The following is a 15,012-nucleotide window of genomic DNA, read 5'->3' on the forward strand; positions in this document are numbered from 1 at the left end:
ACCGCCGCGGCAGGTTCAAACAGGCGGCAGGCATAGCCTGCATCGGTGCCGCCGATGGACGGGGCGGGAGGGCCTGCCTGTCGCGCCGGGCCGGTCATGCAACAGAGACGAGATGGGTGACGGCCGGCGGGCCGTCGCCGCGATGGAACCCGCGCACGCGCTGCTGCACCGCGACGTCCGCCGCGGTCAGCCGCGCGTGCTGGCGGAGATGCTCGTCCCAGGTGGCAAGCTCGAACCATTCGACCACCGTTCCGGGGTCGGCGGCATCCTCCATCAGGCCCCAGCGCAGCGCGCCGTCGCGCAGCCTGATGTCCCGCAGGGGAGCGATGGCAACACCGAAGGCCTCCCGGTCGGAGGCATCGATGCGGTAGGTGATGCTCACCACGACAGGCCCACGCTCGCCGGGCACGGGGTTCGCCGTTGCCGGCTCCGGCCAGAGCCCGGCCGGCGCGAGGTCGGCCGGCGCGTCCGGCAGGGGGAGGCGGCGTGCCAGGAGAGCAAGGGCGATCGCCAAGGCCGCCGCGGCGGCGAGCGTAAGCGGCACCGAGGCGGCATCGGCGAGCCTGCCCCAGCCGACCGAGCCTGCCGCCATCGCGCCGTAGAAGGCGGTGAGGTAGAGGGCAAGGCCGCGCGCCCGCACCCAGGCCGGCAGCACCCCCTGCGCGGCGACGTTCAGCGTCGTCACCGCAACGATCCAGCCGAGGCCTAGAAGCGCAGAGGCCGCCACGGCGAAGGCAACCGAGGCGCTGATGGCGAGCAGCGGCATCGCCGCGGCGACCGTCGCGGTGGCGCCGAGCAGCGTGGCATCGGCAGCGAGCCGAGCCCGGATGGCGGGAAGCGCGAGCGCGCCGCCGACCGCGCCGGCCCCGATCGCGGCGAGCATCATGCCGTATCCGGCAGGCCCGGCATCGGGCAGGCCGCGCGCAAGCAGGGGCAGCAGCGCCCAGGAGGCGGAGGCAGGCGCGAAGAACAGCACCGCGCGCAACAACACGCGGCGCAGCGGCGGCGCGCGCAGGGCATAGCGGACCCCTGAGCGCATCGCGCCCCCCAGCCGCTCCGGCGGGGCCGACAGCGCGGGAAGATCGCGCCGCCACCACAGCAGCGCGGCGATCACCACCGCATAGGTCAGCGCATCGGCGGCATAGGCGGCCGGCACGCCATGCGTCGCGACGATCAGGCCACCGAGCGCCGGGCCGATCGCGCGGCTAATGTTGAGCCCGAGGCTGTTCAGCGCGACCGCGGGTCGGAGCAGCGGCTTCGGCACAAGCTCCGGCACGACGGCCTGCCACGCCGGCTGGCCAAGGGCGGCGAAGCAGCCCGCGAGGAAGGTGAGCGCGAGAAGCGACCACGGCGTAAGCGCGTCGGCCGCGGCGAGCGCTGCCATCAGGCTCACCACCACGAGGAGTGCGGCCTGCACCGCGATCAGCATGCGCCGGCGGTCGAGCAAATCGGCGAGCGCGCCGGCGGGCAGGGCGAGCAGGAAGATCGGCAGCGAGGTCGCCGCCTGGACCAGCGCCACCACCGTCGCCGACGGGCTGAGCGTGACCATCAGCCAGCCTGAGCCGACGTCGCGCATCCAGGTGCCGAGATTGCCGATGACGGTCGCCGCCCAGAGCACGGCGAAGACGCGCTGCCTGAGCGGGGCGAAGGCGCCCGGCTGCCCATCATTCATCAGAGGGCGCTCATCAGAAGGCTCTCATCTCAGAGCCAGCAGGCGCAGCCGAGCGCTCCCCAGAAGTCGCGCGGGTTCGCGGCCGGTACGGTCCGGGCAAGAACCGTTCCGTGCGCGTGACCATGGATGCCACAGGGCAGCGCGCAGCATGCCGTCCGTCCTGCGCCTTCGGCCTTCATCCTGCCCTGGTAGCCGCCGAAGCGCTTCACCGGAGACCAGTCGGGCGCGATGGGCGGAAGCGGCGGTGCGAGGCCGGCGAAAGGGCCGGTGCCATGCACGATCGCGCCGCCGAGCACGGTGAGGTCGGCCGTGATGTGCCGGATCGCGGCCTCCGGAACGGAGAAGTAGTCGTCGGAGAGAAGCACGATGTCGGCGAGCTGCCCCGGCGCGATGCGTCCCTTCAGCCCCGTCTCGCCGGAGAACCAGGAGTTCGCCTCCGTCCAGAGCCTGAGCGCCTGCTCGCGCGAGAGCCGCGCGTCGGGCCGCGTGGTGCGCATGCCGCCCAGCGTGCCGCCTGTGACGAGCCACCAAAGCGAGACCCAGGGATTGTATGAGGCGACGCGCGTCGCATCCGTCCCGGCGCCGACCGGCACGCCGGCGGCGAGCATCCGCGCGACAGGCGGGGCCTCCTCGGCCGCCGCGGCACCATAGCGGGCGACGAAATCCTCGCCCTGGTACACCATCCGGTGCTGCACCGCGACCCCACCGCCCAGGCGCGCGACACGGTCGATGCTGCGGGCCGAGATCGTCTCGGCATGGTCGAAGAACCAGCCGAGGCCCTCGAGCGGGATGTCCCGATCGACCTTCTCGAACACATCGAGCGCGCGCGAGATCGTCTCGTCATAGGTGGCGTGCAGCCGCCAGGGCCAGCGCTTCTCCGCGAGGATCCGCACGACGCGCTCGAGCTCCTCCTCCATCGCGCCAGGCAGGTCGGGGCGCGGCTCGCGGAAATCCTCGAAATCGGCGGCAGAGAAGACGAGCATCTCGCCCGCGCCGTTGTGGCGGAACGTGTCGTCGCCCTGGCGCGGCGAGAGCATGCCGGTCCAGGCGGTGAAATCCTCGGCCTCGCGGCCCTTGTTCTGGGTGAAGAGGTTGTAGGCGATGCGCAGCGTGAGCGCGCCCTCGCGGTGCAGCGCGCGGATCACCGCATAGTCGTCGGGCCAGTTCTGGAACCCGCCGCCCGCGTCGATCGCGGAGGTGACGCCGAGGCGGTTCAGCTCGCGCATGAACCAGCGCGTCGAGGTCTTCTGCTGCTCTGGCTCCAGCTTCGGGCCCTTGGCGAGCGTCGCATAGAGGATCAGCGCGTTTGGCTTCGCCAGCAGAAGTCCCGTCGGGTTGCCCGCCGCGTCGCGCTCGATCATTCCGCCGGGTGGATCGGGCGTGTCCCTCGTGTAGCCGGCCGCGCGGAGCGCGGCGCGGTTCAGCAGGGCGCGATCGTAGAGACGGAGGATGAAGACGGGCGTGTCGGGCGCGGCCGCGTTCAGCTCGTCGAGCGTCGGCAGGCGCTTCTCGGCGAACTGGTGCTCGGTGAAGCCGCCGACGACGCGCACCCAGTGCGGCGGTGGCGTGCGCGCCGCCGTCTCCTTCAGCATCGCCATCGCATCCGCCAGCGTCTCGACGCCATCCCAGCGGAGCTCGAGCAGGTAGTTGAGCCCGCCGCGGATGACGTGGATGTGGCTGTCGATCAGGCCCGGGATGGCGCGACGGCCGGCGGCGTCGAGCACCCTTGTTGCGGGTCCCGCGAGCGGCATGACCTCGGCCTCGCGCCCTACGGCGACGAAGCGGCCGCCGGCGACGGCAACGGCGTCAGCCTCGGGGTTCGCGCGGTCGAGCGTCGTGACGCGGGCATTGCGGATGATCAGCTCAGGTGTCACGGGCGCTCTCCTGCCCGCGCGAGGCAGGCGTGCCATGGCCGGGAAGATGGCCGAACACATGCGGGACGCACCCGCTGCGCAGCCACGACAGCGTCACCGCCTCGCCGCCGAGCAGGCGCTTGGCGACGGGCACGATCTGCTCGCCGGCCAGGATGCCGAGGAGCCCGATCAGGGCGATTACCGGCGGCGCCGGCGACCGCACGCCGAGCAGGCTGTAGAGGACGCCGACCAGCAGGCCGGCGCCCCCCGCGAGCAGATAGGCCTGCATCCTATTCGGCCGCCTTGGCGCCGCCCTCCGAGGCATGCTCGCCAAGCGCCCATTTCGAGAAGCGGATCTGGATGCCGTAGGGGCTGTGCGCCTTCATGATCTCCATCATGCCATCATAGGTCGCCGACCGCGCCCAATCCTGCTGCAGCTCGAAGCTCCACTGCAGCGAGGTGATCGGCACCGCGCCGGCCTGGGCGAGGCGCTGCACCGCCCGCTCATGCGCCTCGACGGTGATGTCGCCGCAGGCATCCGTCGGTACGTACACCTCGAGCCCCTCGCGCAGCATGTCGAGCGAGGGAAACATCACGCAGGCCTCGGTCCAGAGCCCGGCGATCAGCCACTTCCTGCGGCCGATCTTCTGCACCGCCGCGCGGAAGTTCGGATCGACCCAGGAGTTGATCGAGGTGCGGTCGATCAGCGCCTGGCCGGGGAACACGGATGTCAGTTCCGGCATCATTGGGCCGGAGAAGCTGTCGGCCGCCACGGTGGTGAGGATGGTGGGGATGCCGAACAGCTTCGCGGCCTTGGCCAGGATCTGCGCGTTGTGCATCACGATCGTCCGGTCATGGCTGCCCACGCCCTGCCACATGGCCGGCTGGTAGTCGATCAGCGCGAGCGCGCAGTTCTCGGGGCTCAGCATGTCGGTCTTCGGCATCGGTCCGTCCCTTGCATGGCCGGCCCGCGCCGGCGTCGAGACGGAGAATGGTGCCGGGCGCGCAACGCTGCTGCCACAGGATTGCGCTGCATGTCGTTTCCTTGCTCACGTGCGCGTGAGCATCGTCCCGCCGTCCTGCAGTTCCATGGCAGATGGCGCGGCATTGATGAGACCAGGAGCGGATCCGTCGATGACTGCCCAGCTTCCCCGCCTTGCCCCCGGACGCAGAACCAAGCTGATCACGCCCGCGCGCCTGATCGCAGCGCTCGATGCGACATCAAAACCAGTCCGTCAGGCACGCCCCTGGCCGCCCTTGCATCGCTTCCAGCTTCCGCCGACGGAGGTCGCCACCCCTGCGATGACAGACCACGTCATCACCCTGCACCTCTCCGGCGATGCCGAAACCGAGACGGACGTGACGGGCCGGATGCGCGGCTACAGGCTTCGGCCGGGCCAGGTCGGGCTCATCCCTGCGATGCAGCCGACCTCGTGGAGGCTGGCTGGCGGGGCCGGGTTCCTGCACCTGTACCTGCCGACGGACACGCTCGCGGGCTACGCACAGGAGGCCGGGCTTGCGGACCGGCTTCGCCCAGGCTTCGGCCTGGATGATCCGTTCCTCGCGAGCCTGCTGCGCCGCATTGCCGACGTCGCCTCACATGCCGAGCCGGTCGACAAGCTGCTCTGCGAGAGCATCGAGAGGACGATCGCGCTGCACCTTCTCGCGACCTACGGGGAAAGGGCGGTGGCGCTCGGCAGCACGGCGATGTCGGCTCAACGGCTCCGCGCGGTGCGTTCCCTCGTCGAGGACAATCTAGCCGACGCCTTGACGCTTGAGCTGCTCGCGGGTGCGGCGGGGATGAGCCGGTTCCATTTCGCCCGGGCGTTCCGCGCGGCCACGGGCATGACGCCGTATCGCTACGTGACGCAGCGGCGCATCGCGCGGGCGCGCGCCCTGCTCGTCGCAGGGGAGCTTCCGGTGGCCGACATCGCGCTCGCGGTCGGATTCACCACAGCGAGCCACTTCGCCCGCGCCTTCCGCCAGGCGACCGGGGAGAGCCCGACCGCCTATCGGCGACACCGCAGGCGATAGGCTCAGCGGAACGGCGTCGGCCCGAGATAGAGATGCGTCTCGGGCGGGCCCTCACCTCGGTGCAGCGAGGCGACGCGGCCGAGAAGCTCCGCCTCCGCCGCGGTGATCCGCGCCGCGTGGCCCGCATAGTCGCCCCAGCGCTCGAGCCCGAACATCTCGACCCAGACGCCGTCCTCCTGCAGGTCCTCGAGGATGCGCCAGGCGAAGGCGCCGTCGCGGCGGCGGCAGCGGCCGACCTCCTCCATCAGCGCGAGGAAGCGGCGCGTCCGGTCCATCGGCACGACGTAGCGGATCGTCACCACCACCGGACCGCGCTCGGGGGCGGCGGAATGGGCGGCGCGCGGAAGCGGCACCGCAAGTGTCGGGCCGGCGGGGAGGGCGGAAGCGGCATCGGCCGTCGGCAGCCGCACGCGCAGCCCGATGGCGGAGGCGACGAGCCCGCCCAGGGCGGCGGCGGTCATCGCCGGGACGATGCCCCAGATCTCGCCTGCCCAGCCCCAGAGAAGCGTGCCGCCTGTCAGCGCGCCGAAGAAGGCCATCTGGTAGAGCGACAGCGCGCGCGCCCGCACCCAGGCGGGAAGGGAGAGCTGGGCCGCGACCTGCATCGTCGCGATCGTCGTGATCCAGACGATGCCGTAGGCGAACATTCCGGCCGCGGCGATCGCCGGGTGCCGGCCGAGCCCGAGCGCGAGGATGGCGGCGGAGGCGAGCACCCCGCCGGCGGCGACCACCATGTCGGCGCGCATCAGTGCGCGGATACGCGGCATCATCAGCCCGCCGAACACGGCGCCCGCGCCCATCGCGCCGAGCAGCAGCCCGAACGTCTCCGGACCGCTCGCGAGCCGCTCGCGCACGATCAGCGGCAGGAACGCCCAGGGCGCGGAGGCGAAGGTGAAGAGCAGCGCGGCGCGGATCATCAGCCGCTGCAGCGCGGGCGTGGAGCCGACATAACGCAGCCCGGCCTTCACCGCGGAGAGGAAGCGCTCGCGCGAGGGCGCGTTGGAGGCATCGCGCTTCCAGGCCGCGAAGGCGCCGATCAGCGGCAGGTAGCTGACCGCGTTGGCCGCGAAGCAGGCCCAGGCGCCGAGAGTCGCGAGCACGACGCCCCCAAGCGCGGGGCCGACGGCGCGGGCGCCGTTGAAGGCCATGCCATGCAGCGCGATCGCCTGCGGAAGCTCCTCGCGGGTGACGAGTTCCGGCGTGATCGCCGCCCAGGCGGGCGAGCTCATCGCGTTGCCCACGCCGATGAGGAAGGTGAAGAACAGGAGCGTCCAGGCGCCGGTGAGCCCCGCGATCGTCAGCGCAGCGAGTGCGACGGCCGCGACCGCCTGCATCGCGATCGAGGCGATCAGGAACAGCCGCCTGTCGATGATGTCGGCAAGCGCGCCTGCGGGAAGGGCGAGCAGGAAGATCGGCAGCGTGGTCGCCGCCTGCACGGCCGCGACCATGGCGGGCTCGGGCGCGAGATCGGTCATCAGCCAGCCCGCGCCGGTGTTCTGCAGCCAGGTGCCGAGGCCCGCGGCGGCATTGCCGATCCAGACCGCGCGGAACACGCGGTTCTTCAGCGGCGCGAAGGCAGGGGAGGTTGGCGTTCGTGGCGGCACGGGGCCGCGATCATGACCGCGACCAGCCGATCGCGCCACCGCCTCGCTGCGCGGTCAGCGCGGCAGAGGCGCGATGACGCGGATCGCGACGGTGTCTCCGGCGAGAAACGGCCGCGCGGTGATGCCCCAGGCGCTGCGGCTGATGCGCGCCTCGGCCCGCACCATGCCGTCCTCGCGCGCGAGGGTGAGGCGGACGGGGTGGGTGACGCCCTTGATGGTGAGCTCGCCCTGCAGCGTCTCCGTCTCGGCCGCAGTGTCGCTCGCCTTCACGATACGCCCTGCATGGAAGGTGATCGCGCGGTGGTGGGCGACGTCGAGAAAGCCCATGGATTTCACGTCGTTCTCGATCGGCCCGCCATCGAGCATCAGGCTCGCGGCGTCGATCTCCACCTCGGCCCGGCTGCCCTTCGGGTCGAGCACGATCCTGCCCGAGAACGCGGCGAACCGGCCTTCCAGGGGAAAGATGCCGAGCGCATAGGCGGTGAAGCCGATGCTGCAGCAGGAGGGCGTGACCTCGAGCGTGTGGGGGGCGGAGGCGGACACGGCAAGCCGATCGCTTTCCGGCGCAGCGCCTGCGGCAAGCGGTAGGATGAGGAGAAGCGGAATGAGGCGGCGCATCCTAAGCCCCTGTCCACCGGCCTCGGCAGCGTAGCACCGGCGCGGCAGCGCGGCCGCGCACCGATGCGTGAGGGTGCGGGGACGGAGCGGCGCGGTGTTCACCTCCGCGCCGTCGCTGCGCTACACAGGGGGAGGATCAGCCTCGAGCCGGGACGGAGACGGGCGATGGATGGCGGCACCTTCGTGATGCTGAACTTCCTCCTGGTGAAGGGGCCGATCCTCGCGATCGCGCTCTACCAGCTCTGGTCGCTTCGACACTATCCGAAGCCGCCCGAGCGTCAGGAACGGAACGCGCCGCCGCCCTCGCCGATGGGCGGCGACAGAAAGCCGCTGCCGAACAAGCCTTTGCCCGAATGCCTGGTTCCCCGGCCATTGGCCGCGCCCGCGCCACACGAGGAGCGGGTGAGGGAACTCGTCTGACGACAAGAAGCAAACGCAAATGGCCCGTCTTTTGGCGGGCCTTCGCATATCTGGGCGGTCGGACAGCCGGTCGGCCGGCGTGACCGGACCGCCAGGCATTGTTCCGGGGTGCGTCGGGTGTCGCGAGTTGCACACGGCAGTCGGTAAACTTTACATAACGCAACGATCATCGACCGCTTAAGAGCTAACCTATTGATTTTTCATATGGTATTCTGGCGGCCTGGTTCTTGCTGTCCGAATTTTTCGGAACGATCAGGAGGTTTCTTCATGTCGGTCAGGCGGATGATTGGCGCGGCTGCGTTCGCAATTGCCACCCTCGCTGCGGTCCCGCGCGCTGATGCGGCCTTCACCTTCACCGTCGTTGAGCAGGGTTCCGACGTTGTGTTTACCGGCAGCGGAACGCTCAACCTTGGCGGCCTTTCTTTTTTTGGGACCGTCACTGGCAATCGCGGTCTTGGCTCCAGCTTCCTGTTGAGCGTTTCCTCTCCTGTTGACGCCTACACGGGCATCACCGGACCGGCCACGTTCAAGACGGTCTCCAACTTCGTTCCCACTGCAAGCTCGGGGGACCCAGTTGGAATTCAGCCTTCTTTCTCCGCCCTGTTCGTGCCAGTCGGCTACGCTTCGGGGACCCCGTTGTCCGCTAGCATGACGTTCGCTGACCATGACTACACGACGCTGGGGCTGACACCGGGCACGTTCACCTGGACCTGGGGCTCAGGCGCCGCCGCAGATAGCTTCACTATTCAGATAACCGCACCGACCGACCCTGAGCCAGTCCCGGAGCCTGCTTCGGCGGTCCTCTTCGGTGCCGGGCCTGCTCGGCCTCGCGGCTGCGGCGGCGCGCCGCCGGCGGCATCGGATCAGGCGGTAGCTGTCGGCGCTCCCCATCGACAGGACGTGGCAGTCGCGCTCGAAGGCGACGCTACTGATGTAGAGTGAGGCATCTGCGATCGGCCTGCCGCGCCCGCGCCGAGATGAAGAACCGGCCAGCGGCGAACTGACGGACGCAGGCCCTGCGGTCTTCCTCAATCAGGATCGCGGCGAAGGACAGGTCGTGGCGGGTCATGGTCATGCCTCCGTGCCCCTTGCCAGAGGTGGGGTGGGAGGGTCGCGCGCGGCAAGCGCGCCGGCGCACACGCGGGCGTCCTGAAACGCAGAAGGCCCGCATCACTGCGGGCCTTCGCGTTGTCGGTACGCTGATCGGGCGCAATCGCCGGTCCGCCAACAAGCGGACCGGCCCTGACCCCGGCGGCGGGGCCGCCTCAGACGGAGTAGTACATCTCGAACTCGACCGGGTGCGGGGTGTGCTCGAAGCGGTACACCTCGGTCCACTTCAGGTCGATGTAGCTCTCGATCTGGTCCTTGTTGAACACGTCTCCCTTCAGCAGGAAGTCGTGGTCGGCCTCGAGCGACTGCAGCGCCTCGCGGAGCGAGCCGCACACCGTCGGGATGCCCTTCAGCTCCTCGGGCGGCAGGTCGTAGAGGTCCTTGTCCATCGCCTCACCCGGGTGGATGCGGTTCTGGATGCCGTCGAGGCCGGCCATCAGCATGGCAGCGAAGGCGAGGTATGGGTTCGCCGTCGGGTCGGGGAAGCGGACCTCAACGCGCTTTGCCTTCGGGTTCGTCGCGTACGGGATGCGGCAGGAGGCGGAGCGGTTGCGCGCCGAGTATGCGAGCAGCACGGGGGCCTCGAAGCCGGGGATCAGGCGCTTGTAGGAGTTGGTCGAGGGGTTGGTGAAGGCGTTCAGCGCCTTGGCGTGCTTGATGATGCCGCCGATGTAGTAGAGCGCGCTCTCGGAGAGGTCGGCGTAGCCGTTGCCGGCGAAGAGGGGCTTGCCCTTCTTCCAGATCGACTGGTGCACGTGCATGCCCGAGCCGTTGTCGCCATAGACCGGCTTCGGCATGAACGTCGCGGTCTTCCCGTAGCTGTGCGCGACGTTGTGGATCACGTACTTGTAGATCTGCATGTGGTCGGCCTGCCGCACGAGCGGGCCGAACTTGGTGCCGAGCTCATGCTGGCTCTGCGCCACCTCGTGGTGGTGCTTCTCGATGATCACGCCCATCTCGCCCATGGTCGAGAGCATCTCGGCGCGAAGGTCACTCTCGCTGTCGACGGGCGGCACGGGGAAGTAGCCGCCCTTCACCGACGGGCGGTGGCCCATGTTGCCCTCGGGGTAGTCCTTCAGGCTGGCCTGGGGCCCCTCGATGCTGTCGAGCTGGTAGATGCCGTAGGTGCCGCCCGTACCGAACTTCACGTTGTCGAAGATGAAGAACTCGGCCTCGGGGCCGAAATAGGCAGTGTCGCCGATGCCGGTCGAGGCGAGGTACGCCTCGGCCTTCTTCGCGGTCGACCGGGGGTCGCGCGTGTAGGCCTGGCCGGTCGAGGGCTCGACGATGTCGCAGAAGAGGATCATCGACGGCTTGGCCGCGAACGGGTCCATGACGGCCGAGCTCGCGTCCGGCATCAGGATCATGTCGCTCTCGTTGATCGCCTTCCAGCCGGCGATCGAGGAGCCGTCGAACATGATGCCATCGGTGAACACGTCCTCGTCGATCGTCGAGACGTGCTGGGCGGTGTGCTGCCACTTGCCGCGCGGATCGGTGAAGCGGAGATCGACGTACTCGACGGAGTGCTCCTTGAGCATGTCGAGCACCTTCTTCACTTCGGGCTTCGGAGCCATGGTTCCCCTTCCTATTCTCTCAGGTCGTTGCAGGCGCGCCGTCCCCGGGCGGGGAGGGCGGATGGATGGCCTCTCTACTCTGCCGCCGGCCGGGCGGCCCGCCCCGCCGGCGCGGGGCGCGGGAGGCGGAAAGCTGGTGGGCGGGATCGCGACTAGATCGCGTCCTCCCCGCGTTCCCCGGTGCGGATGCGGATCGCTTCCTCGACGGTGGTGATGAAGATCTTGCCGTCGCCGATGCGGCCGGTGCGGGCGGCGTTCATGATCGCCTCGACCGCGCGGTCGACCAGCGCGTCGTCGCAGACGACCTCGATCTTCACCTTCGGCAGGAAGTCGACGACGTATTCGGCGCCGCGATAGAGCTCGGTGTGGCCCTTCTGGCGCCCGAACCCCTTCGCCTCGATCACGGTGATGCCCTGGAGCCCCACTTCGTGGAGCGCCTCCTTCACCTCGTCGAGCTTGAACGGCTTGATGATGGCCTCGATTTTCTTCATTGGCGCGTCACGATCCGGGATGTTCCTCACCTGCCGCTCTGCCGTACGTGCCGCAGTGCGGCCCCCGGTCCTTACGGCGCGCGGAACTTGCACGGGATGTGCCAGAGCTTCAAGTGCGGGTGCGGCGCGGCGGGGCATGGCCTGGTGCGCCGAGGCGCCACGTGCCCCGCCGCTTTTTCGTGCATCTGCCGACTTTTGCAGCAGCGTGCGGCGGCGCGCCGTTGCGCAACCCGCGCCGCAACCCCATAGTCCGCCGCGTTCGCCAAGCCGCGGGGGAAGCAAAGGGTCCATGAAGGCGCCGAATACGCTGCTCGCCAATACCGGAACAACGATCTTCACCGTGATGAGTGCGCTCGCGCTCGAGCATGGCGCGGTCAATCTCGGCCAGGGCTTCCCAGACGCCGACGGCCCAGCCGACGTGGTCAAGGCCGCAGCCGATGCGCTGCTCGACGGGCGCAACCAGTACCCGCCGCTCACGGGCGTGCCGGAGCTTCGGGCCGCCGTCGCCGCCGCGAACCGGCGCTTCTGGGGCATCGAGGCCGATCCTGCCACGGAGGTCGTCGTCACCTCGGGTGCCACGGAGGCGATCACCGCCTCGCTGATGGCGGTGCTCGACCCGGGCGACGAGGTCGTGCTGATCGAGCCGCTCTACGACACCTACCTGCCTGTGGTGAAGATGCTCGGCGCGGTGCCGAAGCTCGTGCGCCTCGAGCCGCCGAAATGGGAGCTGCCGCGCGCCGAGCTCGCCGCCGCCTTCGGGCCGCGCACCAAGGCGATCCTGATGAACTCGCCGCAGAACCCCTGCTCGAAGGTGTTCACCGCGGCCGAGCTCGCCTTCATCGCCGAGCTCCTGCAGAAGCACGACGCCTACGCCGTGTGCGACGAGGTGTACGAGCACCTGACCTTCGATGGCTGGCGGCACATCCCGCTGATGAGCCTGCCGGGGATGCGCGAGCGCTGCATGCGCATCGGCTCTGCGGGCAAGACCTTCAGCCTCACAGGCTGGAAGGTCGGCTACGTCACCGCGCCGCCGAAGCTTGCCGCGATCGTGGCCAAGGCGCACCAGCTTCTCACCTTCACCACCCCGCCGAACCTGCAGCGTGCCGTGGCGGTCGGCCTCGCCAAGCCGGATGCCTACTTCGAGGGTCTCGCGGCGGGCCTCCAGGCCAAGCGGGACAGGCTGTCGGACGGGCTCGCGCGCCTCGGCTTCGGGGTGCTCGAGACACGCGGCAGCTACTTCGTCTCGGCCGATTTCCGGCCCCTCGGCTTCGCCGGGGACGATGTCGCCTTCTGCCGGTGGCTGACCGAGACGGCGAAGGTCACGGCCATCCCCGTCAGCGCCTTCTATTCCGAGTCCGGGGCCGATGCCGCGGCCGCGCCGCGGCACTACGCCCGCTTCGCCTTCTGCAAGCACGACGCGACGCTCGACCTCGCGCTCGCCCGCATGGAGGCTGCCTTCGCCGCGCGCGGGGCAGAGGGCGCGGGCAGGGCGTTGACGGCATAAGCCACGGCGGCGTATGGGAGCGGCCTTCGTGCGGCGGCCTTAGCTCAGCGGTAGAGCGCCTGGTTGTGGTCCAGGATGCCACGGGTTCGATCCCCGTAGGTCGCCCCACCTCCGCCCTTTCCTGCTCTGCGCCAATCCCGCTCGCAGCTCCTCCGCCGATCCGGCGTGCCGACGCGGTTCCGGGTCCGCGCCCCGGCTTGTGTTGCTGCATCGTAATGGATAGACTGCCCCGAACACACTGCCTTGCCTTGCCCGTGGCGCAATGGAGGCCAGCACCATGCAGCATCGCAACGCCCTGCCGCAGCTCTCCGGCAAGCTGCTCGTCACCGATGGCGGACTGGAAACCACCCTCATCTTCCACGAGGGGTTCGACCTTCCGCACTTCGCCGCTTTCCCGCTGCTCGACACGGCCGAGGGCAGGGCGGCGCTCCGCCGCTACTACGACAGCTACGGCGCGGCCTCCGCGCGAAGCGGTGCAGGCTGCATCCTCGACACGCCGACCTTCCGCGCGAGCCCGGAATGGGCGGCGAAGCTCGGCTACGGCACGGCCGACCTCGCGAGGATCATCGCCGACGGCGTCGCACTGCTGTCGGCCGTCCGCGCTGCCTGGCAGGCACCCGACAGACCCATCGTGATCAACGGCGCGATCGGCCCGCGCGGCGACGGCTATTCCGCCGCCGAGACGATGGACGGGGCGACCTCCGAGGCCTACCACGCGCCCCAGATACGCCGCTATGCCGAGGCAGGGGCCGACCTGGTCATGGCCCAGACGATGACGCATGCCGGGGAAGCGATTGGCATCGCGCGTGCTGCCGCCAAGGTGGGGATGCCTGCGGTCGTGTCCTTCACCGTCGAGACGGACGGCCGCCTTCCGGATGGCACGCCGCTTCATGAAGCGATCCTCGCAACCGATGCGGCGACCGGCTCCTCTCCCGTCCACTACATGGTCAACTGCGCCCACCCGTCGCACGTCGCGCCGGCGCTCGAGGCGGAGGGGGCGTGGATTGCGCGGCTCGGCGGGCTTCGCGCCAATCCGTCGCCGAAGAGCCATGCGGAGCTCAATGAGTCGACGACGCTCGAGGACGGCGACCCCGATGAACTTGCGGCGCTGCTCGGCGCGCTGCGCCGGCAGCATCGCCAGTTCTGCGTAATTGGTGGCTGCTGCGGTTCGGATCATCGCCACGCCGAGAAGATCGGGTTGACCTGCCGCGCCGTCTGACCAAAGCGGCCGCGAAGTCTGCAGGAAAGATCCGCCACGCGAAGGCAGGGCGGGCCCCATTGCATCGCTGCCCGCGCCGTGTCCCACTCCCCGCGCTCAGCGGGAGGATTCCGAACCCATGCAGATCTCACTCGCCGGTCGCCGCGCCCTGATCACCGGCGCCTCCGACGGGCTCGGCCTCGCCATGGCGAAGCGCTTCGCTGCCTCCGGCGCTTCGGTCGCGCTGCTCGCCCGCCGGCCCGGCCCGCTCGAGGAGGCGGCGGAGGCGGTGCGCGCCGAAGCGAAGGGCACGACGGCGGTGGCCATCCCGTGCGACGTCTCGAAGGCCGAGGAGGTCGCAGCTGGCTTCGCCGCGGCGGAAGCCGCGCTCGGCGGCACCGACATCCTCGTCAACAACGCCGGCACCTCCGTTCGCGGCCCCTTCGAGACGATCACCGATGCGGTCTGGCAGGCCGATCTCGACCTCAAGCTGTTCGCCGCGATCCGCCTCACCCGTCTTGCGTTCCCCGGCATGCGCGCGCGGCGCTGGGGCAGGGTGATCAACGTGCTGAACACCGGCACCAAGGCCCCACCCGCGGAGGGCTGCCCCACCGCCGTCTCGCGCGCCGCCGGCATGGCGCTCACCAAGGTCCTGGCCAACGAAGGCGCGCCCGACAACATCCTCGTCAACGCCCTTCTCGTCGGCATGATCGAGAGCGGCCAGTGGAAGCGCCGCCACGCGGCCGACAATCGCGGCATCTCCTGGGACGAGTGGGCGGCGGAGCAGGGCGCGCGCATCCCCCTCGGGCGCATCGGGCGGGCGGAGGAGTTCGCGAGCCTCGCCTGCTTCCTGTGCTCGGAGGAGGGCGGCTACGTGACGGGCACGGCCATCAACGTCGATGGGGGCAGGACCCCCGTGGTGTGACGCGAGGGC

The 15,012-nt window shown here is 70.0% G+C and carries 15 protein-coding genes and 1 tRNA gene; 7 read left to right on the plus strand and 9 right to left on the minus strand.

All coding sequences use genetic code 11. The features are described 5' to 3' along the window. Window positions 1–94: 94 nt before the first annotated feature. Genes FIF60_RS14445 through FIF60_RS14460 form a run of 4 tightly spaced genes read right to left on the minus strand, consistent with a single transcriptional unit; the run spans window position 95 to window position 4,469 of the window. Window positions 95–1,672 (minus strand): MFS transporter, encoded by a 1,578-nt coding sequence (locus FIF60_RS14445; RefSeq protein WP_144186802.1) that lies wholly within the window; start codon window positions 1,670–1,672, stop codon window positions 95–97. A gap of 29 nt (window positions 1,673–1,701) precedes the next feature. Continuing rightward, on the minus strand, window positions 1,702–3,546 hold the full coding sequence (locus FIF60_RS14450) for an amidohydrolase (RefSeq protein WP_239451641.1): 1,845 nt from the start codon (window positions 3,544–3,546) through the stop codon (window positions 1,702–1,704). Continuing rightward, window positions 3,536–3,814 (minus strand): XapX domain-containing protein, encoded by a 279-nt coding sequence (locus FIF60_RS14455; protein ID WP_144186804.1) that lies wholly within the window; start codon window positions 3,812–3,814, stop codon window positions 3,536–3,538. The genes FIF60_RS14450 and FIF60_RS14455 overlap by 11 nt, the downstream gene beginning before the upstream one ends. 1 nt (window position 3,815) lies before the next feature. After that, window positions 3,816–4,469, minus strand: a complete 654-nt coding sequence (locus FIF60_RS14460) for a hydrolase (RefSeq protein ID WP_144186805.1) — start codon at window positions 4,467–4,469, stop codon at window positions 3,816–3,818. A gap of 190 nt (window positions 4,470–4,659) precedes the next feature. Here FIF60_RS14460 and FIF60_RS14465 point away from each other — a divergent pair, with 190 nt between their 5' ends. Next, window positions 4,660–5,559: an AraC family transcriptional regulator gene (locus tag FIF60_RS14465; RefSeq protein ID WP_158639224.1), complete on the plus strand. Its 900-nt coding sequence runs from the start codon at window positions 4,660–4,662 to the stop codon at window positions 5,557–5,559. Window positions 5,560–5,561: 2 nt separating this feature from the next. Here the strand turns inward: FIF60_RS14465 and FIF60_RS14470 are convergent, their stop codons facing one another. Together FIF60_RS14470 and FIF60_RS14475 are read right to left on the minus strand one after the other, a co-directional pair. Then, on the minus strand, window positions 5,562–7,163 hold the full coding sequence (locus FIF60_RS14470; RefSeq protein ID WP_158639225.1) for an MFS transporter: 1,602 nt from the start codon (window positions 7,161–7,163) through the stop codon (window positions 5,562–5,564). 54 nt (window positions 7,164–7,217) lie between these two features. Beyond that, entirely contained in the window at window positions 7,218–7,781 is a 564-nt protein-coding gene (locus FIF60_RS14475; protein WP_144186808.1) for a YceI family protein, read from the minus strand. 165 nt (window positions 7,782–7,946) lie between these two features. Between FIF60_RS14475 and FIF60_RS14480 the strand changes: the two genes are divergently transcribed. Beyond that, window positions 7,947–8,201 (plus strand): hypothetical protein, encoded by a 255-nt coding sequence (locus tag FIF60_RS14480; RefSeq protein ID WP_144186809.1) that lies wholly within the window; start codon window positions 7,947–7,949, stop codon window positions 8,199–8,201. A gap of 267 nt (window positions 8,202–8,468) precedes the next feature. Further along, window positions 8,469–9,143 carry a hypothetical protein gene (locus FIF60_RS22445; protein WP_239451642.1) on the plus strand — a complete coding sequence of 225 codons (675 nt, stop codon included), beginning with the start codon at window positions 8,469–8,471 and terminating at the stop codon, window positions 9,141–9,143. Here FIF60_RS22445 and FIF60_RS21635 read toward each other — a convergent pair. The 3 genes from FIF60_RS21635 to FIF60_RS14495 all read right to left on the minus strand — a co-directional run bounded on the left by FIF60_RS21635 (window position 9,127) and on the right by FIF60_RS14495 (window position 11,376). Further along, window positions 9,127–9,276: a hypothetical protein gene (locus tag FIF60_RS21635; protein ID WP_158639226.1), complete on the minus strand. Its 150-nt coding sequence runs from the start codon at window positions 9,274–9,276 to the stop codon at window positions 9,127–9,129. The genes FIF60_RS22445 and FIF60_RS21635 overlap by 17 nt on opposite strands. Window positions 9,277–9,466: 190 nt before the next feature. After that, entirely contained in the window at window positions 9,467–10,885 is a 1,419-nt protein-coding gene (glnA, locus tag FIF60_RS14490; RefSeq protein WP_144186810.1) for a type I glutamate--ammonia ligase, read from the minus strand. Between the two features lie 152 nt (window positions 10,886–11,037). Continuing rightward, window positions 11,038–11,376: a P-II family nitrogen regulator gene (locus FIF60_RS14495; protein ID WP_144186811.1), complete on the minus strand. Its 339-nt coding sequence runs from the start codon at window positions 11,374–11,376 to the stop codon at window positions 11,038–11,040. 289 nt (window positions 11,377–11,665) lie between these two features. Between FIF60_RS14495 and FIF60_RS14500 the strand changes: the two genes are divergently transcribed. The 4 genes from FIF60_RS14500 (at window position 11,666) to FIF60_RS14515 (ending at window position 15,003) form a co-directional block, all read left to right on the plus strand. Beyond that, window positions 11,666–12,880 (plus strand): aminotransferase, encoded by a 1,215-nt coding sequence (locus tag FIF60_RS14500; RefSeq protein ID WP_144186812.1) that lies wholly within the window; start codon window positions 11,666–11,668, stop codon window positions 12,878–12,880. Between the two features lie 33 nt (window positions 12,881–12,913). Next, window positions 12,914–12,988: transfer RNA gene (locus FIF60_RS14505), tRNA-His, on the plus strand. 169 nt (window positions 12,989–13,157) lie between these two features. Further along, window positions 13,158–14,099 (plus strand): homocysteine S-methyltransferase family protein, encoded by a 942-nt coding sequence (locus FIF60_RS14510; protein WP_144186813.1) that lies wholly within the window; start codon window positions 13,158–13,160, stop codon window positions 14,097–14,099. A gap of 118 nt (window positions 14,100–14,217) precedes the next feature. After that, window positions 14,218–15,003: an SDR family oxidoreductase gene (locus tag FIF60_RS14515; RefSeq protein WP_144186814.1), complete on the plus strand. Its 786-nt coding sequence runs from the start codon at window positions 14,218–14,220 to the stop codon at window positions 15,001–15,003. Window positions 15,004–15,012 lie beyond the last annotated feature (9 nt).

The organism is Elioraea rosea (genome assembly GCF_007644105.1).
In the GTDB taxonomy this organism is placed as follows: Bacteria; Pseudomonadota; Alphaproteobacteria; order Acetobacterales; family Acetobacteraceae; genus Elioraea_A; species Elioraea_A rosea.

Coding starts and splice junctions, on each gene's coding strand:
- FIF60_RS14445 (WP_144186802.1), bottom strand. CDS start 1,672: ATGAATGATGGGCAGCCGGGCGCCTTCGCCCCGCTCAGGCAGCGCGTC.
- FIF60_RS14455 (WP_144186804.1), bottom strand. CDS start 3,814: ATGCAGGCCTATCTGCTCGCGGGGGGCGCCGGCCTGCTGGTCGGCGTC.
- FIF60_RS14460 (WP_144186805.1), bottom strand. CDS start 4,469: ATGCCGAAGACCGACATGCTGAGCCCCGAGAACTGCGCGCTCGCGCTG.
- FIF60_RS14465 (WP_158639224.1), top strand. CDS start 4,660: ATGACTGCCCAGCTTCCCCGCCTTGCCCCCGGACGCAGAACCAAGCTG.
- FIF60_RS14475 (WP_144186808.1), bottom strand. CDS start 7,781: ATGCGCCGCCTCATTCCGCTTCTCCTCATCCTACCGCTTGCCGCAGGC.
- FIF60_RS14480 (WP_144186809.1), top strand. CDS start 7,947: ATGGATGGCGGCACCTTCGTGATGCTGAACTTCCTCCTGGTGAAGGGG.
- FIF60_RS22445 (WP_239451642.1), top strand. CDS start 8,469: ATGTCGGTCAGGCGGATGATTGGCGCGGCTGCGTTCGCAATTGCCACC.
- FIF60_RS21635 (WP_158639226.1), bottom strand. CDS start 9,276: ATGACCATGACCCGCCACGACCTGTCCTTCGCCGCGATCCTGATTGAG.
- glnA (WP_144186810.1), bottom strand. CDS start 10,885: ATGGCTCCGAAGCCCGAAGTGAAGAAGGTGCTCGACATGCTCAAGGAG.
- FIF60_RS14495 (WP_144186811.1), bottom strand. CDS start 11,376: ATGAAGAAAATCGAGGCCATCATCAAGCCGTTCAAGCTCGACGAGGTG.
- FIF60_RS14500 (WP_144186812.1), top strand. CDS start 11,666: ATGAAGGCGCCGAATACGCTGCTCGCCAATACCGGAACAACGATCTTC.
- FIF60_RS14510 (WP_144186813.1), top strand. CDS start 13,158: ATGCAGCATCGCAACGCCCTGCCGCAGCTCTCCGGCAAGCTGCTCGTC.
- FIF60_RS14515 (WP_144186814.1), top strand. CDS start 14,218: ATGCAGATCTCACTCGCCGGTCGCCGCGCCCTGATCACCGGCGCCTCC.